This is a genomic window from Mesorhizobium waimense, from assembly GCF_003601975.1.
Taxonomy (GTDB): Bacteria; Pseudomonadota; Alphaproteobacteria; order Rhizobiales; family Rhizobiaceae; genus Mesorhizobium; species Mesorhizobium waimense.
Genome location: NZ_QZWZ01000008.1, coordinates 48,597 through 72,986 on the forward strand (window position 1 = coordinate 48,597; position 24,390 = coordinate 72,986).

23 protein-coding genes and 1 tRNA gene are annotated in these 24,390 nt (G+C 63.9%); 9 read left to right on the forward strand and 15 right to left on the reverse strand.

Going from position 1 to position 24,390, the window contains the following annotated elements; genetic code table 11:
- The first annotated feature begins 12 nt into the window (after window positions 1-12).
- From pdxY to D3227_RS12240, 5 genes are all read left to right on the forward strand, one after another.
- On the forward strand, window positions 13-897 hold the full coding sequence (gene pdxY / locus D3227_RS12220) for a pyridoxal kinase PdxY (protein WP_120014372.1): 885 nt from the start codon (window positions 13-15) through the stop codon (window positions 895-897).
- Window positions 894-1,649, forward strand: coding sequence for a DUF429 domain-containing protein (locus D3227_RS12225; protein ID WP_120014373.1), 756 nt, complete (start codon window positions 894-896; stop codon window positions 1,647-1,649). Before pdxY ends, D3227_RS12225 begins: the two co-directional genes overlap by 4 nt.
- Window positions 1,650-1,798: 149 nt before the next feature.
- Complete coding sequence (locus D3227_RS12230) at window positions 1,799-2,443, forward strand: carbonic anhydrase (RefSeq protein WP_120014374.1); 645 nt, start codon at window positions 1,799-1,801, stop codon at window positions 2,441-2,443.
- A gap of 88 nt (window positions 2,444-2,531) precedes the next feature.
- Window positions 2,532-2,945 (forward strand): nuclear transport factor 2 family protein, encoded by a 414-nt coding sequence (locus D3227_RS12235; RefSeq protein ID WP_167480678.1) that lies wholly within the window; start codon window positions 2,532-2,534, stop codon window positions 2,943-2,945.
- 99 nt (window positions 2,946-3,044) lie between these two features.
- Window positions 3,045-5,099 (forward strand): M3 family metallopeptidase, encoded by a 2,055-nt coding sequence (locus tag D3227_RS12240; RefSeq protein WP_120014376.1) that lies wholly within the window; start codon window positions 3,045-3,047, stop codon window positions 5,097-5,099.
- Between the two features lie 18 nt (window positions 5,100-5,117).
- Here the strand turns inward: D3227_RS12240 and D3227_RS12245 are convergent, their stop codons facing one another.
- The 4 genes from D3227_RS12245 to D3227_RS12260 form a co-directional block, all read right to left on the reverse strand.
- Window positions 5,118-6,596, reverse strand: a complete 1,479-nt coding sequence (locus D3227_RS12245) for a M81 family metallopeptidase (protein WP_120014377.1) — start codon at window positions 6,594-6,596, stop codon at window positions 5,118-5,120.
- A 17-nt stretch (window positions 6,597-6,613) separates the two neighbouring features.
- Entirely contained in the window at window positions 6,614-7,441 is an 828-nt protein-coding gene (locus tag D3227_RS12250) for a carbohydrate ABC transporter permease (protein WP_120014378.1), read from the reverse strand.
- A complete protein-coding gene (locus D3227_RS12255; protein WP_120014379.1) occupies window positions 7,438-8,307 on the reverse strand; it encodes a carbohydrate ABC transporter permease in 870 nt (289 codons plus the stop codon). Before D3227_RS12255 ends, D3227_RS12250 begins: the two co-directional genes overlap by 4 nt.
- A 74-nt stretch (window positions 8,308-8,381) precedes the next feature.
- Window positions 8,382-9,617, reverse strand: coding sequence for an ABC transporter substrate-binding protein (locus tag D3227_RS12260; RefSeq protein ID WP_120014380.1), 1,236 nt, complete (start codon window positions 9,615-9,617; stop codon window positions 8,382-8,384).
- A 177-nt stretch (window positions 9,618-9,794) separates the two neighbouring features.
- Between D3227_RS12260 and D3227_RS12265 the strand changes: the two genes are divergently transcribed.
- From D3227_RS12265 to D3227_RS12275, 3 genes are read left to right on the forward strand one after another with little or no spacing between them, the layout of a single operon-like run.
- The gene (locus D3227_RS12265) at window positions 9,795-10,565 is read left to right on the forward strand and encodes an SDR family NAD(P)-dependent oxidoreductase (RefSeq protein WP_120014381.1); all 771 of its coding nucleotides are present in this window, start codon (window positions 9,795-9,797) and stop codon (window positions 10,563-10,565) included.
- Window positions 10,566-10,567: 2 nt separating this feature from the next.
- A complete protein-coding gene (locus D3227_RS12270; RefSeq protein WP_120014382.1) occupies window positions 10,568-11,635 on the forward strand; it encodes an ABC transporter ATP-binding protein in 1,068 nt (355 codons plus the stop codon).
- Between the two features lie 10 nt (window positions 11,636-11,645).
- A complete protein-coding gene (locus D3227_RS12275) occupies window positions 11,646-12,527 on the forward strand; it encodes a MurR/RpiR family transcriptional regulator (protein WP_120014383.1) in 882 nt (293 codons plus the stop codon).
- Between the two features lie 285 nt (window positions 12,528-12,812).
- On the opposite strand, the gene D3227_RS12285 is transcribed toward D3227_RS12275, so the two are convergent.
- Together D3227_RS12285 and D3227_RS12290 are read right to left on the reverse strand one after the other, a co-directional pair.
- The gene (locus tag D3227_RS12285) at window positions 12,813-13,130 is read right to left on the reverse strand and encodes a DUF167 family protein (RefSeq protein WP_120014552.1); all 318 of its coding nucleotides are present in this window, start codon (window positions 13,128-13,130) and stop codon (window positions 12,813-12,815) included.
- A 6-nt stretch (window positions 13,131-13,136) separates the two neighbouring features.
- A complete protein-coding gene (locus D3227_RS12290) occupies window positions 13,137-13,433 on the reverse strand; it encodes a YggT family protein (RefSeq protein ID WP_120014384.1) in 297 nt (98 codons plus the stop codon).
- A 151-nt stretch (window positions 13,434-13,584) separates the two neighbouring features.
- Between D3227_RS12290 and D3227_RS12295 the strand changes: the two genes are divergently transcribed.
- Window positions 13,585-13,660: transfer RNA gene (locus tag D3227_RS12295), tRNA-Ala, on the forward strand.
- A 617-nt stretch (window positions 13,661-14,277) separates the two neighbouring features.
- Here D3227_RS12295 and D3227_RS12305 read toward each other — a convergent pair.
- The 9 genes from D3227_RS12305 to D3227_RS12345 all read right to left on the reverse strand — a co-directional run bounded on the left by D3227_RS12305 (window position 14,278) and on the right by D3227_RS12345 (window position 24,364).
- Window positions 14,278-15,672 (reverse strand): multicopper oxidase family protein, encoded by a 1,395-nt coding sequence (locus D3227_RS12305; protein ID WP_120014386.1) that lies wholly within the window; start codon window positions 15,670-15,672, stop codon window positions 14,278-14,280.
- Window positions 15,673-15,858: 186 nt separating this feature from the next.
- A complete protein-coding gene (locus D3227_RS12310; protein WP_245451738.1) occupies window positions 15,859-16,299 on the reverse strand; it encodes a hypothetical protein in 441 nt (146 codons plus the stop codon).
- A gap of 145 nt (window positions 16,300-16,444) precedes the next feature.
- Window positions 16,445-18,253 carry an ABC transporter ATP-binding protein gene (locus D3227_RS12315; RefSeq protein WP_120014388.1) on the reverse strand — a complete coding sequence of 603 codons (1,809 nt, stop codon included), beginning with the start codon at window positions 18,251-18,253 and terminating at the stop codon, window positions 16,445-16,447.
- The gene (locus tag D3227_RS12320; RefSeq protein WP_120014389.1) at window positions 18,250-19,194 is read right to left on the reverse strand and encodes an acetamidase/formamidase family protein; all 945 of its coding nucleotides are present in this window, start codon (window positions 19,192-19,194) and stop codon (window positions 18,250-18,252) included. Before D3227_RS12320 ends, D3227_RS12315 begins: the two co-directional genes overlap by 4 nt.
- Window positions 19,184-20,779, reverse strand: coding sequence for an ABC transporter substrate-binding protein (locus D3227_RS12325; RefSeq protein WP_425374503.1), 1,596 nt, complete (start codon window positions 20,777-20,779; stop codon window positions 19,184-19,186). Before D3227_RS12325 ends, D3227_RS12320 begins: the two co-directional genes overlap by 11 nt.
- An 88-nt stretch (window positions 20,780-20,867) precedes the next feature.
- Window positions 20,868-21,788 (reverse strand): ABC transporter permease, encoded by a 921-nt coding sequence (locus D3227_RS12330; protein WP_120014391.1) that lies wholly within the window; start codon window positions 21,786-21,788, stop codon window positions 20,868-20,870.
- The gene (locus tag D3227_RS12335; RefSeq protein WP_208646369.1) at window positions 21,785-22,651 is read right to left on the reverse strand and encodes an ABC transporter permease; all 867 of its coding nucleotides are present in this window, start codon (window positions 22,649-22,651) and stop codon (window positions 21,785-21,787) included. Before D3227_RS12335 ends, D3227_RS12330 begins: the two co-directional genes overlap by 4 nt.
- A 19-nt stretch (window positions 22,652-22,670) precedes the next feature.
- The gene (locus D3227_RS12340) at window positions 22,671-23,273 is read right to left on the reverse strand and encodes an ANTAR domain-containing response regulator (protein ID WP_120014393.1); all 603 of its coding nucleotides are present in this window, start codon (window positions 23,271-23,273) and stop codon (window positions 22,671-22,673) included.
- Window positions 23,270-24,364: a transporter substrate-binding protein gene (locus tag D3227_RS12345; RefSeq protein ID WP_120014394.1), complete on the reverse strand. Its 1,095-nt coding sequence runs from the start codon at window positions 24,362-24,364 to the stop codon at window positions 23,270-23,272. Before D3227_RS12345 ends, D3227_RS12340 begins: the two co-directional genes overlap by 4 nt.
- Between the last annotated feature and the right edge of the window lie 26 nt (window positions 24,365-24,390).

A 24,390-nucleotide genomic window follows, 5' to 3' on the forward strand; every position in this document is an offset into this window, starting at 1 on the left:
GAATCGAATTCCATGAATGCAGAAAAAGCCGACGCGCCGCGTGCGGTCATCGTCATTTCCAGCCATGTCGCTCGCGGCTCGGTCGGTAATCGCGCCGCCGTCTTCGCGCTGGAGACGCTGGGCTTTCCGGTCTGGGCGGTGCCGACGGTCGTCCTACCCTGGCATCCCGGCCATGGCCGCGCCACCCGCATCGTGCCGCCGCTCGACCAGTTCAAGGCGCTGATGGCCGATCTCGAGCGCGCGCCCTGGCTGGGCGAAGTCGGCGCGGTGCTGTCCGGTTATCTCGGCGAGGCCGGCCAGGCCGACGCCGTCGCCTCGCTGGTCGCAGCGGTCAAGGACAGGACGCCGGACGCTGTCTATATCTGCGATCCGGTGATGGGCGATTCGGGCGGGCTTTATGTGCCGGAGCCGACGGCGATAGCCTTGCGCGACCGGCTGATGCCGATCGCCGACATCGCCACCCCCAACCGTTACGAACTGGAATGGATGGCCGGCGCGCCGCTGCCCGACCTCAAATCGGTGATCGCCGCCGCCCTTCACGCGGGACCCGGGACCATGCTGGTCACCTCGGCGCCGTCAATGATGGCCGGCGGCACCGGCAATCTGCTGCTTGACGCCAGACAGGCGCTGCTCGCCGAGCATCGCCTCATCGACAAGCCGCCAAACGGGCTGGGCGACCTGACGGCGGCCGTCTACCTGGCGCGCATCCTCTCCGGCCAGCCGGCGATCAAGGCGCTGCAGTCGACCACGGCGGCGGTCTACGAGATCCTGGCACGCACCGCCAAGCGCGGTGGCGACGAGCTGCAGCTCGAGACCGACGCGCAGAGCCTGTCGCACCCGATGGCGATGGTGCAGCTACGCCACCTCCTGCATCCGGGGCGGGACAAACGGGCGTGACTTTGGTCGGCGTCGACGGCTGCAAGGCCGGCTGGATCGCCGTCCGCCGCGATCCCGGCGCCTTGCCGTCGGTCTGCGTCTTTCCAAGCTTCGCGATGCTGGTCGACGCCTTGCCTGCCGATGCCGTGGTCGCCGTCGACATGCCGATCGGCCTGCCCGATCAATCGCAAAAAGGCGGACGCGGGCCGGAGGCGCTGGTGCGGCCAATGCTCGGGCAGCGCCAATCGAGCGTCTTCGCCATTCCATCGCGCGCCGCCCTTTACGCAGACGCGGATGACTTCACCACGGTCGAAGCCTGGTATGTCGCGCATCGCCGCGCCAGCGAAGTGGCCAAGACAACGTCCGATCCGCCGCGCGGCGTCTCGATCCAGGCTTTTGGCATCTTCGCCAAGATCCGCGAGATCGATGCCTTGCTGATCGCCCGCCCCGAATTGCGCAGCCGCGTCTTCGAGTCGCATCCGGAAGTTGCTTTCTGCCGGCTGAACTGCGGGAAGGCCATGTCGCTGCCGAAGAAGATCAAGGGCGCCGTCAACGCGGCCGGCATGAACGAGCGCAAGGCGCTGCTGTGCAGGCATGGCTATGAACAAGGCTTTCTCGACCGGGCGCCGCCGAAAGGTGCAGCCGCCGACGATTTCCTCGACGCTGCGGCGATGATGCTGATCGCCGGCCGCATCGCCGGCGGCGAAGCGAGACCGTTTCCGGACCCGCCGCTCGCCGACCGTTTCGGCATCCCGGTCGCCATCTGGGCGTAAAGCAGCGCCTGAGCTATGCGCGCCGCATTGCGTTTTGCGACGAAACCATCCGCAAATTCGGCATTGCTCGCGACGGGCTTTTGCCGTTAGAGCCATTCCAAACTGAAACGTGCCGCCGCCTCCAACCCCGAAAGGGTCCAGCGCCGCCCATGCCTCACCTCCCCGAACACCTTCTCGCCGGCTATCGCAATTTCATGAACGGCCGCTATCCCGCAGAGAGCGGACGCTACCGCTCGCTCGCCCGCGAGGGCCAGGCACCGGAGACGATGATCGTCGCCTGCTGCGATTCGCGCTCGGCGCCGGAGGCGATCTTCGATGCCGGCCCGGGCGAGCTGTTCGTGCTGCGCAATGTCGGCAATCTGGTGCCGCCCTACGCGCCGGACGGCCAGTTCCATTCGACCTCGGCGGCGCTCGAATTCGCCGTACAGAGCCTCAAGGTCAAGAACATCGTGGTGATGGGGCATGGCCGCTGCGGCGGCATCCGCGCCGCGCTTGACACCAATTCCGCGCCGCTGTCGCCCGGCGACTTTATCGGCAAATGGATGAGCCTGATCGCGCCGGCCGCCGAAACGGTGTCGTCCAGCACCTTCATGACGGCGACGGAGCGCCAGACCGCGCTGGAGCGCATCTCGATCCGCTATTCGATCGCCAATCTTAGAACCTTCCCTTGCGTCTCCATCCTCGAGGGCAAGGGCCGGCTGTCTCTGCACGGCGCCTGGTTCGACATCTCGACCGGCGAGCTTTGGGTGATGAACAAGGAAACCGGCGATTTCGAACGGCCGGAGATCGCATAGAAACCATGATCCCGGAACCGAAGGTCCGCGTCTGCGAAAAGCGGGAACCGGTTTGCGGATAGGATCATGGTCAAACATGGAGGTGGCAATGCGGAATTGGCGTGCGATCACTTTTGTCGTGGCAGCATTGATGCCTACGCTCACCGCTGCCCGCGCCGATGACGGCGCGATCATCGACCGCTGGTATTCGGCGTTGCTTGTCGCCGACCGCACCGAATTGTCGGACCTGCTCGCCGACGATGTGCGCATCAAGCTCGAAGATCTCAGCGTCGTGCAGAACAAGCAGGAGTTCATCGCCTCGATCGATAACTGGCAAGGTGCTGTCGCCGGTGCGGCAATTCGGCATCGCATCGCGAAGAGCGAGGGTGGCGTCACCACGGTGATCGCCTGCTACGACTTCCCCAACAACGACATGCTGATGCAGGAGACGTTCTCCGTCACCGACAACCGCATCAGCGCCAGTTCGCAGGCCGCGATCGCGGAAAGCTGCGACGGTTACTGACGAAAACCTGACTGGCCGCGATGTTGCGCGCAACAGGCCCGCGCCCTACATCGGTGGCGATCCCGCCCTGCCTTGCCGCCAACAGCCGAAAGATCATCCATGTCATCCACGAAAGACATCGAACTCGCCGCCCATCCGCTGACCGCATGGCAAGGGCCGCTTGGCCTGCCCGACTTCTCCCGCATCGGCGACGACGACTTTTCCGGGGTGTTCGACGCGGCGCTGAAGACGCATGAAGCCGAGATCGAGGCGATATCAGGCAATGAAGAGGCGCCGACGGTTCACAACACGCTGGCCGCGCTCGAGCTAGCCGGCGAGCCGCTCGACCATGTCTCGTCGATCTTCTGGTGCCGGGCCGGCGCCCACACCAACGAGGCGATCCAGGCGCTGGAGCGCGACATTTCGCCGAAGATGTCGAGGCATTTCTCGGCGATCTCGATGAACGAGAAACTGTTTGCCCGAATCGACGATCTCTACCAGCGCCGCGAGACGCTGAAGCTCGACCCCGAGACGCTGCGGGTGTTGGAAAAGACCTGGAAAGGCTTCGTCCGTTCCGGCGCCAAACTCGACGCCGACGGCAAGAAGCGGCTGGCCAAGATCAACGAGGAATTGTCCTCGCTCGGCACCAGCTTCGGCCAGAACGTGCTGGCCGACGAGCGCGACTGGGCGCTGTTCCTCGACGAGGCCGACCTTGCCGGCCTGCCCGAATTCCTGAAAAGCGCCATGGCCGAGGCCGCCGAGATGCGCGGCCAGCAAGGTCGCTATGCCGTCACGCTGTCGCGCTCGATCTACGAGCCGTTCACCACCTTCTCCGATCGCCGCGACCTGCGCGAGGTCGCCTTCCGCGCCTTCACCATGCGCGGCCAGAATGGCGGCGCCACCGACAACACGTCCGTGGTGCGCGATATGCTGAAGCTGCGCGCCGAGAAGGCAAAGCTGCTCGGCTACGGCTCGTTTGCGGCGTTGAAGCTCGACGACACGATGGCGAAGACGCCGAAGGCGGTGCACGCGCTGCTCGATCCGGTCTGGGAAAAGGCGCTGGAGAAGGCCGCCAGCGACCAGACCGAGTTGCAGCGGCTGGCGACCGCGGCCGGCAGCAACGAACAATTCGCTGCCTGGGACTGGCGCTTCTACCAGGAGAAATTGCGCGCCGAGAAATTCGCCTTCGACGAGGCCGAGCTGAAACCGTATCTGCAGCTCGAGCGCGTCATCGACGCCTGCTTCGACGTGGCGACAAAATTGTTCGGCATCACTTTCGAAGAGAAAAAGGGCATCGCCGCATGGCATTCTGATACCCGCGCGTTCGTGGTCAAGAACGCCGATGGCAGCGAGCGCGGCCTGTTTCTCGCTGACTATTTCGCCCGACCCTCCAAACGCTCCGGCGCCTGGATGAGCGCGCTGAAATCCGGCTACAAGCTCGGCGATGGCTCGAAGCCGGTGATCTACAACATCATGAACTTCGCCAAGCCGCCGGCCGGCGAGGCGGCCCTTTTGTCGGTCGATGAGGCAAAGACGCTGTTCCACGAATTCGGCCACGCGCTGCACGGCATGCTGACCGACGTCACCTGGCCTTCGGTGTCCGGCACCTCGGTCAGCCGCGATTTCGTCGAACTGCCCTCGCAACTCTACGAGCATTGGCTAACGGTGCCGGCAGTGCTGGAAAAGCATGCCCTGCACGTCAAGACCGGCAAGCCGATACCGAAGGCGCTCCTCGACAAGATGCTGGCGACGCGCACCTTCGGCGCCGGCTTCGCCACTGTCGAATTCACCGCCTCGGCGCTGATCGACATGGCCTATCACGCGCGCGCCGACGCGCCGGAACAGCCGCTTCGTTTCGAGACCGAAACGCTGGATAAGCTCGACATGCCCGACACCATCGCCATGCGTCACCGCACCCCGCATTTCGGCCACATCTTTTCCGGCGACGGCTATTCAGCCGGCTACTATTCCTACATGTGGTCGGAGGTGCTCGACGCCGACGCCTTCGCCGCCTTCGAGGAAACGGGCGATCCATTCAACCCGGCACTGGCCGAGCGGCTGCGCAAGAACATCTACGCCGCCGGCGGCTCGAAGGATCCGGAAGAACTCTACACCACCTTCCGCGGCAAGATGCCGTCGCCGGAAGCGATGATGGTGAAGCGCGGGCTGGTGTGAACCAGCCGATCTCCCCCTTCAGACCGCCTTCCACGGATTCGCAACCCGCGGCCAGATCGGCCGCGTCAGCTTCGTGTAATTCGTCACCGCCGGATTGCTTGGATACGAGCTCGGCGCCGACACATAGATGATCTCGGCGGCGATCGGCTCGAAGCCGGCGTAGAAATGGTTGGTCGACTTGATCAGCAGGATGTCCTTCGACAGCGGATCGACGCCGATATTGGAAAAAATATCGGGCTCGAAAGTCTGCGTGCGGTTGGTGTTAAGGATGATGTCGACCTCGGTGCCTTCGATGCGGACCAGCGCCGTCGGCCCAAGCGTCACGCGGCTCGGCCCGAAGCTCTGCCACCCTTCCGTGATGGCCTTCAGCACCTTAACCCGCGCATCGATCGGTTCGCCCGCCAGCGGCCCGGCCTTGCCGCCGAAGCGCAGATCGATGACGGCGCCCTCGCCGGCCGCCTGGCAGAAGGTCACGGCGATCGGATCCCAGATCGTCGCCATGCCGACATTGTCGACGCCGCGTTCCAGCATGGCGCGCAGCACGACGGTGCCGTCGCCGGCAACACCGCCACCCGGATTGTCCCAGATGTCGGCGATCACCACCGGCTTGTCCTGTCTTTCGGCGCGCACGGCCAGCGCCCGCTCGATGCCGTCGGAAGCACTCAGCATTGTCATCGCCGCCTTTTCGCGCATCGCATAGAGTTCGCGCCCCAGCCTTTCCGCCAGCGCATCGCCCTTGGCCTTGTCGCTATCGGTGACGACCAGGATGCGCGTGCCCATTTCCGCGACGTCGGCGGCCATGAAGCCGTGGATGACGGAAACCGACAGCACGCCGTCCTTGCCGTGCAGCGCCTTAATGCGGTCGACGAAAGAACGCATCGGCTCGCGGCTGGTTGGCAGCACCTGGATCATGCGGCAGTCGAAGGTCGAGATCACAGGCTTGATCTCGCCGCGCGCCGCGGCCAGCCCAAGCTCGACGACATGCTCGCCGCGTTCATAGAAATCAGTGTGCGGGAATTCGAGGAAGTAGGCCATGACGTCCGATGCCGCCACGCGCTTCGGCGTCAGATGGCTGTGCGGATCGAACTCCGAGGCGATCACCACCTCCGGCCCAACGATTTCACGAACGCGTTGGAGGAGGTCGCCTTCGCAATCGTCATAGCCTTGCGCCACCATGGCGCCATGCAGGCCGAGGATCACCGCCTCGACCGGCAAGGCGGCCTTCAACTGATCGAGGATCTCGTCGCGCAGCGCCTCATAGGTCTGCCGCTGCACCAACCCGCCAGGCTCCGCCCAGGTGGCGGTGCCTTCGACCACGGTCAGCCCTTCGCTGGCCGCGCGTCGGCGCAAGGCGACGATCGGCGACGAGCACAAAGTCGGCGTCTCCGGATGCATGCCGGGCCCGGCATAGAAGGCCATCTCGAACGAGGTGCGGTCGGTCGGCACCGGCGAGAAGGTGTTGGTTTCGGTCGCCAGCGAGGCGGTGAAGATGCGCATGAAAGCTCCGTGGTAGGCTATTTGACGGCCCCGAGCGCCAGGCCCCGGACGAGGTAGCGCTGGAGCCAGATGAACAGGATCGCCACCGGCAAGGTCGCCAGCAGCGTGGCCGCCATGACGTGATGCCATTCGATCGTGTAGCGGCCGGCGACCAGTGAAAAAACCTGGATCGGCAGCGTGTAGCTTTCCTGGCTGCGCAGCATGGTGAGCGCTACGACGAATTCGTTCCAGGCATTGATGAAGGTGAAGATGGCAGTCACCGCGATCGCCGGCAGGCAGAGCGGCAAAAACACCTTGCGCAAGGTCAGCCAGCGGCCGGCGCCCTCCATCCAGGCGGCCTCCTCGAGGTCGCGCGGGATGGTGTCGAAATAGCTCTGCAGCATCCACACGGTGAAGGCGACATTGAAGGCCATGTAGATGAAGCCGAGCGCCGTCGTGCTCTCGACCAGCCCCCAGGCCGCCATCAGCCGGAACAGGCCGAGCACCAGCACGATCGGCGAGATCATCTGCGACACCAGCAGGAACTGGCGGAAGGCTCCGTAGCCGGCAAAGCGAAAGCGCGACATCGCATAGGCCGCCGGCACAGAGATCAGAATGGCGCCGACGGTGGCGATAACCGAGACGTATAGCGAGTTGGCCAGCGCCTGGCCAAAGCCGGTCGCCACCCACATGTCGGCGAAATTCGACCAGCGGAACTCGCTCGGCCACCAGGTCGGCGACAGCACCTCCTGTCGTGGCTTGACCGCAGTCAAAAACATCACCGCGAAGGGAAAGATTGTCACCGCGATCAGCGGTGAAAGCAGCAGCCAGGCAATGATCGAACGCTTCAGCTTGCCGTTGCTCATGCGCGCTGCTCCCGCATGGCCAGCCGCACATAGATCATGGTGAAAACCAGCAATATGGCGAACATCACCAGCGACACGGCTGACGCCTCGCCGAGTTTGCCGATGCGAAAGGCGAGCTTGTAGAGGTGGGTGACCAATATGTCGGTCGAGTTGGCCGGCCCGCCCTGCGTCATCACCCAGATAATCGGGAAGGAGTTGAAGACGTAGATGGTGTTGAGCACGATGGCGATGTTGATGAACGGCTTCAGCAGCGGAAAGGTGATCTCGCGGAACTGCTGCAGTGGCGTCGCACCCTCGAGCGCGGCCGCTTCGTAGAAATCGTCGGGGATCGACGACAGGCCGCCGAGGAAGATCGTCGTCGTGAACGGCACCGTCACCAATATGCCGATCAGCACCTGCATCGGGAACGCCGTCTCGGCGCTCGCCAGCCACTGAATGTTCTGGTCGATCAGGCCGAGCCCGAGCAGCGCCGAGTTCAGCATGCCGCTTTCGCCGTTGAGCGCCCAGCGCCAGACCACCGCCGTCATGGTCAGCGACACCGCCCAGGGCAGCATGATGATGACGCGGGCAATGCCGCGGCCATAGAAGTCGGTGTTGAGGATGATCGCTACCGGAATGGACAACAGCAGCGCGCCGCCGACGACCAGCACCGTCCACAGTCCGGTGCGCCAGAGTGCTGCGGTGAAATCAGCATCGGCGGTGAGCGCCCAGAAATTGGTCAGGCCGCTGAAGTCGCGCAACTGGCCGAAGCGGCTGACATCATGCGTCGAGATCTGGATCAGGTCCCAGACCGGCCAGAAGATGACGACGGCCGCCAGGAACAGGCTGGGTAAGGTCAGGAGATAGGGCAAGAAGCGAGTTTGCATCGGCTGACCTGAGGGCGTCGGGGGTGGCGCGCCCCGACGGGCGGGGCGCGCCACGGGCGTCGGGAGTGAACGCCCTATTTCTTGAGCACGCCGTTGGCCTTGGCCGCTGCTTCCTTCAAGGCAGCCTCCGGCTCGGCGCTGCCCAGATAGATCTTCTGCATGGCATCCGAGGTGATCTGCGCGATCTCTTCCCAGCCCGGAATGACCGGCGCGAAGCGGGCATCGGGCAGCAGCGCGGTGAACGCCGCCAGGTCGGCATTGTTCACGTAGTAGTCCATTTTCGCCTCTTCCTTGTTCACCGGCAGGAAGCCTTCGCCTTGCGTGAACTTGGCGCGCTGCTCCGTGGTGAACAGGAAGTCGAGCAGTTTCCAGGCCTCATCCTTGTTCTTGGAGTTCTTGAACATGATGATGGAATCGGTCACGCCATAGGTGCCGCGCGCGCCGGTCGGCCCTGTCGGAATCGCCGCCACGCCATACTTCAGGTTCGGCGCCTCGTCCTTGATCTGGTTGGACAGGAAGGGTGCCGTGATCATCATGCCGACCTTGCCCTGCTTGAACAGGTTCTGCACGTCCTCGCGGTTATTGGAGGTGACGCCCGGCTCGGTCAGGCCCTCGTCAATCATCGACTTGTAAAGCTTGGCGGCTTCGAGCGCGCCTGGCGTGCTTAAGCCCGAGGTGCCGTCCTTGTTGAGTATCTCGGTGCCGTAGGACCACATCGCATAATAGTAGTAGACGTCGGTCTCGATCTCCTTGCCCTGCAGACCGAAGCCGAACGTGCCGGAGCCGAGCGCCTTGATCTTGCGCGCATCTTCCTGCAACTCGGTCCAGTTGGCCGGCGGATTGGCGATGCCGGCCTTCTCGAACAATTCCTTGTTGTAATACATGGCGCGTGCCGAGGCCGCGATCGGCAGGCCGTAAGTCTTGCCCTCCATGATCGACGGCGACAGGAAGGTGTCTATGAAGCGGTCCTTGAACTCAGGCGTGATGTAGCTGTCGAGCGGCTCGGCGACATCCTGCTGGACGAAGTCGATCAGCCAGCGCGTGCCGATGATCGACAGGTCGGCATTGGTGCTGGCGGTGATGTCGGTGGTCAGCTTCTGCAGCAGCACCTCCCATGGCACGATCTCGAACTTGACGGTGATGCCCGGGTTGGCCGCCTCGAAATCCTTCTTGACGCTTTCGAAATAGGGGCCGGTCTTGGCGCTGTATTCGGCAACGGTGACGCGCACCTCGCCGGCATTTGCCTGCGCTGCGAGCATCAGCATGCTCATTCCGGCCATCAGGCCGACAGTCCATTTCCTCAGACTCATCTGCTCTCTCCCTTTGATGTGCGCTGCGCGCTCCCATGCTGTCAGGCAGCATAGGTTTATGTGACTTTCCTACATTATCCATCATTCTGCGCTTCGCAAGCAGATTGATCTGTTGCTAAATTACATTTCGGCGAATAGCCTCACAGCCCCAACCGGGATCAGGGAGGAGCGCGCGCGGTGGTTTCGAGAACCGAGTTCGAAGGCAAGACTGTCGTGGTGACGGGCGCCGGCGGCGGCCTCGGCTCGGCGATCGTGGCGCTGCTGGCCGGGCGCGGCGCGCGGGTCGTCGGCTGCGATCAGTCGGACGAGGCGCTGGCCAGCCCGCAGCTTGCCTCGCGCCACGTCTTCAACCTTCTGGACCGGGCCTCGATGGAAACGGCAATCAGCGCGATCCTCGACAAGGACGGCATTCCCGACATCCTCATCAACAATGCCGGCTGGACCCGCGCCGAGACGCTGCCGGCGCTGACCCCGGATAAGATCGAGCACGAGCTCGACCTCAACCTGACCGGGGTGATGACTTTCGCCGACCCCCTGGTCAAGGCGATGGCCGGACGCGGCTCGGGCAGCGTCGTCTTCATCTCCTCGGTCAATGCCATCGCGCATTTCGGCAACCCGGCCTATGCGGCGGCCAAGGCCGGCATCAACGCCTACGCAAAATCGATCGCGGTCGAACTGGGCCGCAGCGGCATACGCGCCAATGTCGTCTGTCCGGGATCGATCCGCACCGCCGCGTGGGATCATCGCCTGGCCAAGGACCCGGAAATCCTCGGCAAGCTGCAGCGGCTCTATCCGCTCGGCCGCATCGTCACTGCTTCCGAAGTGGCCGAGGCAGTGGCCTTCCTTGCCTCCGATCGCGCATCGGGCGTAACAGGCGTGGTGATGCCTGTGGATGCCGGACTGACTGCCGGCTGCCTGCCCTTCATCGACGACATATTGGGAGCGTGACCATGACCGATGTCCAGTTTCGCAACCTGTCGAAATCGTTCGGGCATCACAAGATCCTCGAGGACATCAATCTCGAGATCAACAGCGGCGAGTTCGTTGTACTCGTCGGCCCTTCGGGCTGCGGCAAGTCGACCTTGCTGCGCATGCTGGCCGGGCTGGAGCCGATCACATCAGGCGATCTCATCATCGGTGGCGTGCGCGCCAACGATCTGCCGCCGCAGCAGCGCAACATCGCCATGGTGTTCCAGTCCTATGCGCTGTTCCCGCATCTCAAGGCATCCGACAATATCGGCTTTGGCCCGAAAATCCGCGGCGAGACGCGCGCGGCCATCGACGAAAAGGTCAAGAAAGCGTCCGGCGTCCTCAACCTCTTTTCCTATCTCGACCGCTACCCTCGGGAATTGTCGGGCGGCCAGCGCCAGCGCGTCGCCATGGGCCGCGCCATCGTGCGCGAGCCGTCGGTGTTCCTGTTCGACGAGCCGCTGTCCAATCTCGACGCACAGCTGCGCGTGCAGATGCGCACTGAGATCAAGGCGCTGCACCAGCGGCTGAAATCGACCATCGTCTACGTCACCCATGACCAGATCGAGGCCATGACCATGGCCGACCGTATCGTGGTGATGAATCTCGGCCGGATCCAGCAGGTCGGGGCACCGCTGGAACTCTATGACCGACCGGCCAACAAATTCGTCGCCAGCTTCATCGGCTCGCCCTCGATGAGCTTCGTTTCCGGCGCCCTCAAGGGGTCTGCGACCAAGGCCTGGTTCGAGACATCAGGCGGCGGGCGTCTGGCGCTGGCCGGCAAGCCCGTGCCGGCGGACATCACGGTAGAAGCCGGCATCCGCCCCGAGCACTTCGTTGTCGGCGGCGCCGACGATGCGATGGCGATCGATGTCGACGTGGTCGAGCCGACCGGCGCCGAAACTCATGTTTACGGCGCGATAGGTCCCGATACGGTGCGCGCCGTGTTCCGCGACCGGCTGCAGATCCGGCCGGGCGACCGCTTGCCGGTCAGCGTCGATCCCGCCAACATCCATCTGTTCGACAAGATGACGGGCCTGCCCCTGTGAGGACGCCGGTATGAAGACACCGGCCGACATTATCACGCGGCTGCAGCTGATGTCGCAGGACGGCACCAAGTCGGACCGCCGGCTGGCCGGCCTTGTTCTCTCGGACCTCGACTTCGCCTCCAAGGCGGCGATCTCGGAGATCGCCGCGCGCGTCGGCGTCAGCGAGCCGACGGTGACCCGCTTCTGCCGCAACCTCGGCTGCGAAGGCCTGCGCGACTTCAAATTCTACCTGGCGCAGGCCATCGCCATCGGTGCCCAATACCTTTCGCCGGAGCCGCTCAACCGCGACGTCCGCGAGCAGCGTATCGCCTCCGCCATCACTGAGGCGGCGATATCGGCCATGCAACGTGCCACTGAGAACCTCGACATGAAGGCGCTGGTCGGCGTTGCCGCGCGCATCGCCAATTCGGGCAATGTGCTGTGCATCGGTTCCGGCGGCATTTCCTCGATGATGGCGACCGAGATGCAGAACCGGCTGTTCCGGCTGGGCCTGTCGGCGCTGGCGCAGGTCGATGGCCAGTTGCAGCGCATGTACGCGGCGGTCGCCACGCCGGAGACGACTGTGGTAGCCTTCTCGGTGTCTGGCTACGCGCGTTCGGTCATCGAGGCCGTGCAGGTGGCGCAGCAATATGGCGCCGCCACGGTCGCCATCACCGCGCCGGACTCGGCGCTCGCCAAGGCCGCCGATACAGTGATCCATTTCCAGCCGCTCGAGGACGGCAACATCTACAAGCCGACATCCTCGCGCTACGCGCTGATGGCGATCGTCGACATGATCGCCACCTCGGTTGCCGAAACACGCGGACCCAAGGTTTTGGAAAACCTGCGCCGCATCAAGCAGAGCGTGAACACGCTGAAAGTCGACGATCCGCGTTTGCCGCTGGGGGATTGAGGAGCCTTTTGTTCCCCCGCTTTTATGCCGGCCAAGCGAGTCATTTCGCCGCAAAATGCGCCAATCCAGAAACGTCGGCGCAGCCCCTCATCCGCCTGCCGGTACCTTCTCCCCGTAACGGGGAGAAGGGAGATGGCCGCAACGTTGGTGCTCATTCTGCCACGTCTGTGACAGCGTCTTTCTCCCCGTCACTATACGGGGAGAAATGCCCGGCAGGGCAATGAGGGGCGGCGCAGACCGACGTGATCAAGCGCCTCGCAGCAAGCCGTCACAAAGCGACGTGTTTTAGCCGTCACCCAACGCCTCGATGCGCTTCGCCAGCGCTGCCGGCTCGCCGAAAATGCGCAACGTCTTCAGCCGCGCCGTGCCGCCGGCAACCACCGACACAGTCGATGCCGGCACGCCCAGCGCCTTGGCAACCAGCTTCTCAAGCGCCGCATTGGCGGCGCCATTCTCCGGCACGGCGCGCACGCGGGCCTTGAGATGGCTGCGCCCATCGGCCGTCGTCTCAACGCCTTCGAGCCTGTCCAGCGCCGCCTTCGGCGTCAGCCGGACAAACAGGTCGATGCCATCCGATCGCGTTCTGAAGAATGCGACCGGCAGCACCGCTCAAAAGCCGGTCAAAATGTCTCTGACAGTGCTATCGAGGAACCGCTGCAGGAAGAAAATGATCAGCAGCACGATGATTGGCGAGATGTCGACCCCACCCAGGTCGGGCATGAAACGGCGGATTGGCCGCAGCGCCGGCTCGGTCAGCCGATAAAGCACGTTGCCGATATTGCTGACGAACTGGTTGCGCGAGTTGACTACGTTGAATGCGTAGAGCCAGGAGAAAATGGCCGACGCGATGATGATCCACCAGTAAAGGCTGAGCGCGTAGATCAGAGTGTCGATAAGCGCGTTCATTCAGAGCTCCATTGATTTCGCGACATGTAGCCATTGCAGGAGAAAGCGGCAAGGGCCGGCTTCCGCCACATGCCGGACTGAAGGGCGGATGTAGGGCCATTTCGCCTTGACAGGAAACCGCTGCCTTCGATAAATGCGCCATCCGTTGGACGGGGCTGTAGCTCAGCTGGGAGAGCGCGTCGTTCGCAATGACGAGGTCAGGAGTTCGATCCTCCTCAGCTCCACCATCGGATTTTCACCGAAATGAACCCACGACCATCGATCGGGTCGAATTTCAGATGGCGGCAAGATGTCCGCCGCCGAAATCCCTGAGCACCAGTTTCGCGTTCGCCTCGCCGACCCTTCTGGGTCGAATTCGAAATTTCCCCTCTCGCGGCGGGCGAAGCGCTGCCGGCGCCTGGCGGGATCGGGCACCTTCGATCAAGTGCATGGTCGTGCACACCATCTCGTGCCCATCGCTGCAGAACGTCTGAACGCCATGTGACGTATGTCATAGTTTATTGCGGCACGCAGGTATTATTGGCACGGTCACATGTTTCACCATGTGGGAGAAAAGCGATGCCTTATTCACAAAGCGATGTGCGTGCTTATCTGGACAGCTATGGCGGTCTTTTGGGAACCCGCGTTGAGATCGTTGAGACGGACCGCCAATGCTTTGTGCGGGTCATCGAGGACGACGAGGAATGCACCTACTCATTCGAGCCGGGATCCTTCGCCCTGGCCTTCGCTGAGCGCCAGCGAATGCGCCTTAAGCTGCCCGCAATCGCGCGCCCTTTAACGCAGCCCAGATTTCGTGGCCCTGGCCGTATCAATACCAAATCCGGCGCATCGGACCGACGCGCCTTCACACCACCCGGATATAGCTCGTCATCCCTGATTTCTGATGCTCGATGATGTGGCAGTGCAGTAGCCAGTCGCCTTGGTTGTCGGCGACGAAACCGAGCTGAACCTTCTCGTTGGGCTGGATGAGATAGGTGTCTGAGATGACAGGCTGCACCGGACGTGTCGAGGACGACAGCACCTTGAAGCTCATGCCGTGCAGATGGATCGGATGCGACTGCGGCGTCAGGTTTTCCATGTCGATGACGTAGCTTCTGCCGAGCTTCAGTTCGGCCAGCGGCGCAGTCGGGTCCGGCGTATCGCCTGGCCACGGCACTTTGTTGATGGCCCAGAAACTGTATCCAAGCGAGCCGCAGATGCCGTCGCTCGGTACGTTTTCCGCCGTAGCACTGAGCGACAATGAAATGTGCTCGGCGGCGACGAGATCGACTTGCTGGACCGGGTTGACCTCCAGCGGTGCAAGGTCGCGAAGGTCGCGTTTGAGGGAACTTCCAACGGCACGTAGCGTCGCCAAGACCTTGGGCTTGGTGCCCCTGACATCTCCCAGACTGACGATCGCCCCCTCTTCGTCGGGCATGCGTATGGCGAGCTCCAGCCGCTGTCCGGGCCCGAGCTGCAAGGCATCGGGCGCAAAGCGCTGCGGCACCGGATTGCCGTCGAGCGCGATCACCATCGCCTCGGCACCTTCGACGCGAAAAGCATAGACGCGCGTGACGTCGGTAATGGCGACCCTGAGCCGCACCAGCCCTCCGGCCGGCGCGTCATAGTGCGGCTGGTCGAGCCAGTTGGCGGTGCGCACCGTGCCGTAAGTGCCGGATCTTGCGGCATCGCGCGGCCGGAATTGTTCGATGAACTGGCCGTCGTCGCCGAGGCGCCAGTCGCGCAGATTGATGACCACCTCGGCATCGAACTGCGGATCGTTGAGGTTTTCAACCACGATCACGCCGGTCAGGCCGTGGCCCATCTGCTCCAGCGTGTTGCAATGTGGGTGATACCAGAAGGTGCCGGCGTCGGGCGGTGTAAAGGCGTAGTCGAAATGATCGCCGGTATAGACATAGGGCTGCACCAGGAACGGCACGCCATCCATCCTGTTGGGAACGCGAATGCCATGCCAGTGGATCGTCGTTGGATCGTCGATGGCATTGATCAGCCGGGCGGCGAAAGGCTCGCCCTTTTTCATCCTGAGCACCGGCGGCATGCCGGCGTCGCCATAGGTCAGCACATTTTTGGTCTGGCCGACATCCATCAGCTTCGCCTGAATGCTCGCGGTCTTCAGCATTACCGGCTCGGGCGTAGCCGCGGCCCAGCTACCCAATCTGCCCACGGTAAAGAGCCCGACCCCACCAGCGCCGGCAGCTAAGGCAGCTTTCAAGAGTTTGCGACGTGTGAGGACCGTCATATGCGCTCCAGCTGAGAGGCCTCGGGGGCCGGGCACCCACATGGCATAAGCGACGAACCGGCGCCATCGCGGCGGATCGCGGTGGCCCCCGTTTGATCCAAACTCGTGAAGCCAATCAAGTCACAATCGTCTGACCGAGGAAGGCCCCTCGTCCAGGCCGCCGATTGAAGATGCGCCTTGACTCGCTTACCTGGAGACGGCCGTCGCCTTCTGATGGCGTTGGCGCGCATAGGCCACGCACGCGTCCACTGTACTGACGCAGAGCGCATCGCGGCTGTTCGGCAAATTGTTGTCGCCCGCATAGGCAATCTCGGCGACGCGGCCGTCAACCATGCGAATTTGCGTGTTGCAATAGCCGCCGGGCGCAAGGTTGACGGATCCGCCGACTGCGGGGATCGCGCCCACGGCCAGGGTCGGAACAACGACGCTGAGATTGCCACGCTGCACGACACGCTGATAGGTCCAGATCTGGCCCGATCCGCCGGCGTCGGCCGTGGCGGTGGGAAAGCCGGCGCACATGCGCACGTCAGCCTCGCTGAGACCGACCATTTCCTTGCGCGCCGCTGCGGTTGTCGCGTCTACCTTGGCGAGACGCGACGTATCGTCGGGGACCACGCAGGAAGACAAGATGCCGGCCGTGAGAACTGGAAGGGCAAGCTTTCGGATGCGGAAGGATATCATGCCGACTGTTGGATTTGCGTGCCGCCCCGGCGCCCTTTTTTTAGCTAGGCAATCAGGCGATCGAGTCAACCCGACCGCGTTCACGAAAACTTCAGACGGCCACGAGGTGCCCGCCACCGACATCCGTCAGGGCCAGTCGCGGCGGAGTCTCGCCGATCCTTCGCGTTGAGCTCGGGATTTCCCGGTCGAGGCGCGCGAAACGCTCCCTTCGCCTCGTGGGGTCGGGCACCGGCACGGCCTCGATCAGGCGCTTGGTGTAAGGATGGCGCGGGTTGGAAAACACCTGGTCGCGCGTGCCCATCTCGACGATCTGGCCGAGATACATGACGGCGACACGGTCGGAGATGTTCTCGACCACCGCCATGTCATGCGAGATGAACAGATAGGCGACGCCGAATTCGCGCTGCAATTCCTTTAACAAATCCAGCACGCGCGCCTGCACCGAGACGTCGAGCGCCGAGACGCTTTCGTCGGCGATGATCAGCCTCGGCCTGAGCGCCAGCGCCCGCGCAATGCAGATGCGCTGGCGCTGACCGCCGGAGAATTCGTGCGGATAGAGCTCCATCTGGTCGGCCGACAGGCCGACGCGCTCGAATAGTGCGGCCACGCGCTCCCTGCGTTCCTCCTTCGAGGCAATGCCGTGGATCAGCAGCGGCTCTGCGACGAGGTCGCCGACACGCATGCGCGGGTCGAGCGAGGCGTAGGGGTCCTGAAAAATCATCTGCACGTCGCGGCGCACCGCCTTGCGCGCGGCGCGGCCGAGCCCTGACAGATTGCGCCCGCCGATGGCGATATCGCCCTGATAGGGCACCAGCCCGGCCAGCGCCTTGGCGGTGGTCGACTTGCCGCAGCCGGACTCGCCGACCAGTGCCAGCGTCTCGTTCGGCGCGATCGAAAAGCTGACGCCTTCGACGGCGTGGACGCGCCGGTTGATCCTGCCGAAGAAGCCGCCGCGCAGGTCGAAGCGGACATGCAAATCGTCGACATCGGCGACGTTTGCCGGCTTCGACGCTTCTGCGGCATCCCTGGATTCCTGACGGCCGGCACCGGTGCCGATGCGCGGGACGGCGGCCAGCAGCTCGCGCGTGTATTCGGCTTGCGGCAGGGCAAAGATGTCGGTAGCCGCGCCCTCCTCGACCATGCGGCCATGCCGCATGACGATGACGCGGTCCGCCATTTCGGCGACCACGCCCATGTCGTGGGTGATCAAAATGACACTGGTGCCGTGTTCGCGCTGCAGGTCGCGCAGCAGTTCCAGCACCTCGCCCTGCACTGTGACGTCGAGCGCCGTCGTCGGCTCATCGGCGATCAGCACGTCCGGTTCCAGCGCCAGCGCCATGGCGATCATTACGCGCTGGCGCATGCCGCCCGACAGTTCGTGCGGAAACTGCTTTAGCCGGCTTTCGGCTTCCGAGATGCGTACCGCCTTCAGCGCTTCGACGGCGCGCCGTTGCGCTTGCGACTGGGAGAGGTCGGTATGCGCCTCGATGGATTCGGTCAGCTGCCGGCCGATCGACAGCACCGGGTTGAGCGAGGTCATCGGCTCCTGGAAGATCATCGCAATGCGGGCGCCGCGAATGCGCTGCATCTGGCGCTCGTTCAGTGTCGCGAGGTTGGTCTCACCAAGTCGGATGGTGCCCGACGAGATCCGGCCGGCGGGCTGCGGCAAAAGCTGCATGATCGCCAGCGCCGTCATCGATTTGCCAGAGCCGGATTCGCCCGCAATGCAAAGCGTCTCACCGCGGGCAAGCTTGAAGGAAAGGTCGGACACCACCTCCCGCTCGCCATCCTCGCCGCGCACGCTGACGCACAGGCCGGCGATGTCCAGGACCGGCCGGGCTGCGATGGAGTCGACCGGGGCGGCAGCCCCGGCCGGCCGATTGGCTGCGCCTGCGTTCATTCGAAAACGCAGCGCGGGAAGTAGAACGACACCACCCAGTTCGGCATGTCGACGATTTCCGATATGCGAAGATCGCCGCAGACCGAGGCCAGCATGTAGGCGTCGACCGGGTCGAGCCCGTAGCGGCCGGCCAGCAAATCCACCATCTGCGCCACCGCCTCCTTGGCGCCGGCCATCAGGTCCGGACCGATGCCGGTCGTCACCTCATAGCCCTTGGCGTCGAGATGCCGGGACACCGGGCCGGGCGTGGTGAAGCGCGGCGTTTTCAGCCTGGCGTCCTTGACCAGGTCGAGCTTAAGCACGACGTCCATCGGGCTTTCGATCGCTGTGCCGCAGACCTCGCCGTCGCCTTGCGCCGCATGCGTGTCGCCGACCGAAAACAGCGCGCCCGCCACCTCGACCGGCAGATAGAGCGTGGTGCCGGCGGCGAGATCGCGGATGTCGAGATTGCCGCCGACGCGCCTTGGCGGCACCACCGAGTGGTGGCCTTTTTCAGCCGGCGCATTGCCGATGGTGCCGGCAAATGGCTTCAGCGGCACGCGCGCGTTTTTGCCGAACAACGCCGGCTCGAGCGAGGCAGCGTCGTACTTCCAGATGTTCAACGCCGGCTCCTTGAAGTCGTCGGCGAGCAAGCCGAAGCCCGGTATGTTCGCCGTCCAGCCGAAGCCGGACGGTTTGAACATATCGATTGTCACCTTCAGCGCATCGCCAGGCTCGGCACCCTCGACGAAGATCGGCCCGGTCACCGGGTTGACCTTGGCGAAGTCGAGCTTGGCGACGTCGGCGACAGTGCTGTCGGCCTGAAGCTGGCCGCCCCCCGCATCAAGGCACTGGAACTCGATCGTCGAGCCGGGCGCCACCCGCTCGGCCGGGGCAAAGGAATTGTCCCAGCCGAAATGATGGTGGCGCCCGTGGATGGTGTAGTCGCAGTTATTGCACATCGTTCACATACACATTGTCGTAGTTGATCGGGATATGGACCGGGTCGACATAGAGATTGTCGGCGCCGCCCATTCGAGGCGACTTCATCGTGAAGCGCTGCTCGTTGAACACCGGCGCCCACGGCGCATCCTCCATGATCTTGTCGTAGATCGCGCTCCACATCTTGTCGCGCTCCGCGCCCTTGGCCGGATCGACGACCGAATCGGCCTCGGCCGCTTTGGCATCGAGATCCTTGTTGCAATACCACGACCAGTTCCAGCCGCCGGGCACAGCCCCCGCGCAGCCGAGGATCGGACCGTAGAAGTTCGACGGATCCGGGAAGTCGGCGATCCAGGCCATGCCGCCCGACCAGATCATCGGCGCCCCGGCCTTGTCGCCGCCGGCGGCAATGACATTGGCCTGGGCCAGCGACTGGATGCTGGCCTTGATACCGACCGCCGCCAGGTCCTGCTGGATCGCCTGGGCGATGCGCGGGTTGGGGTCGGTGTTCATGGTGAACAATTGCGTCTCGAAACCGTCGGGATGGCCGGCCTCGGCAAGTAGCGCCTTGGCCTTGGCGACATCATAGGCATAGCCCTTGAACGCCTTGTCGTAGCCGGGCATCGACGGCGGCAGCGGCTGGTTGGCCGGGACGGCGCGGTTGTTGATCAACTGGACGATGCGGTCCTTGTTGATCGCCATGTTGACCGCTTGCCGCACCTTCACATTGTCGAACGGCGCCATCGTGGTGTTCATGGTGACGTAGCCGGTGTGCAGTTGGCCGCCCACCACGACACGGGCCTTCTGCTCGGGATCGGCCATCACTTCCTGGAACTTGGCCGGTGGAATGCCGTCGCCCGGAATGTCGATCTCGCCCTTCTGCAGGCGCAGCAGCGCCACGATCGGTTCCTGACCGATTTCGAAGGTGATCTTGTCGAGATGCGGCAGTCCCTTGTGCCAGTAATCCGGATTGCGCTCGAACACGATGCGCTGGCCGAGCGTCCATTCGGCGAGCTTGAAGGCGCCGGTGCCGACCGGATGCTTGCCGAAATCGGCGCCGTATTTCTCGACCTCTTCCTTCGGCACGACATGCGAGAAGTTGATCGCCATGACGTGCAGGAAGGTGGCGTCAGGCCGGGTCAGGTCGAACTTGACCGTGTAGGGATCGACCACGGTGACGCCCGACAGGCTCTCCGCCTTGCCAGCGGCGACTTCGTCATAGCCCTTGATCGAGCCGAAGAAGCCGGCGCCGGGGCTCTGCGTCTTCGGATTGGTGACGCGGTCGAGCGAGTATTTCACGTCGTCGGCCGTCATCTCGCGGCCATTGTGGAATTTCACGCCGTGGCGCAGCTTGAAGGTGAAGGTCTTGCCGTCGGGCGAGATCTCGTAGCTTTCGGCAAGGTCGGGTTTCAGATTGGTGGTGCCCGGCTCATAGTCCATCAGCCCGTCGAACAGGCTCTTGATCATCGACCAGTTCTGCCAGTCATAGCCGATCGCCGGATCGAGCGTGGCGACGTCGTCCTTGTAGGTGATGGTGATAGCGCCGCCCTGCTTGGCGTTCGGATCGACGGCGTCCTCGGCGCGCGCGCTTGCCATGCCGAGCATCAGCGCCAGCGCCAGCGCCGATGCCGCAACTGTGGAGGCCAAAAATCGTTTCATTGATGGTTCCCTTTCTCTGGTTGTTTTCTGGTTTTCATCTAAGCTTGATGCGCGGGTCGATGAACGGCGCGACGATGTCGGCCAAGAGATTGCCGAGCACGATGGCGAAGGCCGACACCAGCGTGACGCCCATGATGATCGGGATGTCGACGCGCTGGATGGCCTGCCAGGCGAGCTGGCCGATGCCGGGCCATCCGAACACGCTTTCGACGACGACGATGCCGCCCATGAAGATGCCGATGTCGATGCCGATCATCGCGATGACCGGCAGAATGGCGTTGGGCAGAGCATGGCGGAAGATGATTGCGCCGCGCGCCAGTCCCTTGGCCCGCGCCGTGCGCACATAGTCCTGGCGCAGCACGTCGATCATCGACGAGCGCATCATGCGCGCATACCAGCCGGCGCCGAGGATGCCCATTGTCAGCGACGGCAGCACGAGATGGCGCCAGGTGCCGTAGCCACCGATCGGAAACCAGCTCAGCCGCACCGCAAAAACGTAGAGCAGCAAAAGGCCGACGACGAATTGCGGCGCCGAGACGCCGACGAAGGAGGCGACCATCAGCGTCTGGTCGGTGGTTGTGCCGCGCCTGACGGCGGCAATCAGGCCCATGCTCAGGCCGATCACCAGCTCGCACAGAATGGCGCCGACCATCAGCAGCAGCGTCGCCGGCAGCCGCGAGACGATCAGCTCGGTGACCTCGGAACGCTGGATGTAGGAACGGCCGAGATCGCCGCTGAGCAGGCTCACCAGATAGTGCCAGTACTGGACGACGAAGGGTTGGTCGAGGCCGAGTTGCTGGCGGATGTTCTCGACCGTCTGCGGCGTGGCGCTGCGTCCGGCGATCTGCCGCACCGGATCGGCCGGCAGAAGATAGAGCAGCGCAAAGGTGATCAGCGAGACACCGAGCAGGATCAGCGCTGATTGGATGAGGCGGCGGCCAAGATAGGCGATCATCCCCGGCCCCTTTGCGTCGGATCGAGGATGTCGCGCAACGCATCGCCGATCAGGTTGAAGGCCAGCGCCAGCGCCAGGATCGCCGCACCGGGGAAGAACACCAGCCAGGGTGCCGCCTGGAAATAGGTCTGGTTCTCGAAGATGATGTTACCCCACGACGCCGTCGGCGGCTGCACGCCGATGCCGAGATAGCTGAGCGTCGCCTCGAGCAGCACTGTGGTCGAGATGCCAAGCGTGCCCCAGACGATGATGGTCGGCAAAAGATGCGGCAGGATATGGCGAAACAGGATGCGTGGCGCACTCGCGCCGATGGTGCGTTCGGCATCGATGAATTCGCGCTCGGCAAGCGAGCTGGTCTCGGTATAGATGACGCGCGCGGTCTGCACCCAATTGACCAGCGCGATCACCATGGCGACGATCCACAGGCTCGGCTCGAACACCGCCGCCAGACAAATGGCGAGCAGCAGCGCCGGGAACGCCATCATCAAATCGGTGAAGCGCATCAGGGCACTGCCGATCCAGCCGCGGAAATAACCGGCGGTGACGCCGACCAGCGTGCCGATCAGCAGTGCCACGCCATTGGCGACGATGCCGATGATCAGCGAGGTGCGTGCGCCGAATAGCATGCGGGTCAGAAGATCGCGGCCGAGCAGATCGGTGCCGAGCCAGAATTTGGCGTCCGGCGGTAGCGGCGCGCCTTCCAGCGTCAGCCCGTCGAACATCTGTTCGTTCGGATCGTAGCCGGTCAGCCACGGCGCCAGAATCGCGCCGGCGAGCACGATGGCGATGATGACCAGGCCGAGCATCGCCAGCGGTCGCTTGACCAGACGCCGCCAGACGCTGGCGCGCGGCTTAACCGGCATGCGCCCGGCCGCCGGAAGGTCAGGCGCGATGGGACTGGTCATCGCCACCTTCCTCTTCCGTCATCGCCACGATCCGGCGCGCGGCCTCTTCGACGCTGATCTGCCAGCTCATCGCCAGCGATCTGAGCTGTGCATAGGCGCGATCATCGTCAGCACCCTTCGACAGCGCCGCCACGGCGCGCACGATGGTCTGGCGCTCGGCAACGCGCTGGCGCAGCAACGCAATCTCGCCGGCGAGATGCTTGCGCGCCTCAAAACTCTGCCGCGCGATCAGCAGCGCGCTGTAGACGCCGGCATTGCCGACCGGCTTCAACAGCTGGGCGTCGGCCTTGTGCGACAGCGCCCATTCGATGCGGCCCGGCGCCTCCGAACCGATCAGCGCCACCAGCGGCATCGGCGCTTCGCCCGGTTTCCAGGGAAATTGCTCGTCGAAACCGAGATCGGCATCGAAGAAGACGAAGTCGGCTGCCAGCGCCTCGGGCGGCAATTCAGGCCAGCAATCGACCGTCTCGAGGCCGATGGCCGACAATTGCCTGATGATGGCCTGCACCGTCGGATGCGGGCGATGCAGGATGAAGGCCCTGGCACCGCCGAGATTGGGGATACGTGGCGTTCTGCTCACGACACCACCCTCAGGCGCGGACTGCCGAATGTCTTGGCGGGGTCGTAGCGCGACAGATACGGATCCGGCGCAACCTCGTCCTCGCGGCTGACGACCTCGAAGACCCCGTCCGCGATCCGGCCGATGATCACCGGCAGCGTCGCGTGCTGGGAGTGGGCGTCGATGGCGATCGGCCCGAGCCGGGTGGAGAAGCGCCGTTCGGCGAAAGCCCTGGAAAACTCCGCCGGACCGGCGTCGGGATCGCGGGAGAGCACATCGGCCATCACCTGCACGGAGGCATAGGCGGAGGCCTCGAAAGACGAGGCGAATGCGGCCGGCCGCGGTGCGAAATAGGGCCCGACCGACAAATGCCCCTTGCCCGTTTCGCCAATCGCCGGCAGCTCGCCCTCGGTGAGGTTGCAGGAGATGACCGGGCAGGTTTCGGGGCTGAAGGCGGGATCTTCATCCGCCAGGTCGTGATAGGCCGCCAGGAAGGCGTAGGACGATGTCCCGATCAGATTGTTGAGGATGAAATTCGGTCGCGTGGCCCGGATTTCCCCAATCAGACGCGACACGTCGGTTTCGCCGATGCGCAGATAGCGCTCGCCCAGCACCTTACCGCCGGCATCGGCGATCAGGTCGCGCGCCACGCGATTCATCTCCCAGCCCCAGATATAGTTCGACCCGAGCAGGAAGCCGTTGGCGCCGAAGCGCGGCACGACATGGGCCATCAGCGGCACCAGATGCTGGTTCGGGCAGGCGTGCATGTAGACCACATGCTCGTTGGCCTCGAAGCCCTCATAGGGGCAGGCGTACCAGAGCATGCCGCCCGCCTTCTCCAGAACCGGGATCGTCTCCTTGCGGCTCCAGGAAGTGACGCAGCCGACCACATGGCGGGCGCTGCTGTTCCTGAAGATGTCTTCGCAGAGCGTCGCATAGCGGTCCGCATTGCTTTGCGGATCGCGTTCGACCGGTACCAGCTCGATGCCATAGCGGCGGTCGGCGTTGATGTCGGCGATCGCGCGTATCGCGCCCATCCGGCATGCATCGGACACGAGCTGATAGCTTCCCGAGCGCGAGTAGAGGATGCCGATCTCGATACGCTGTTTCAAGCAAAGCCCCAAAATGACAATGCCCC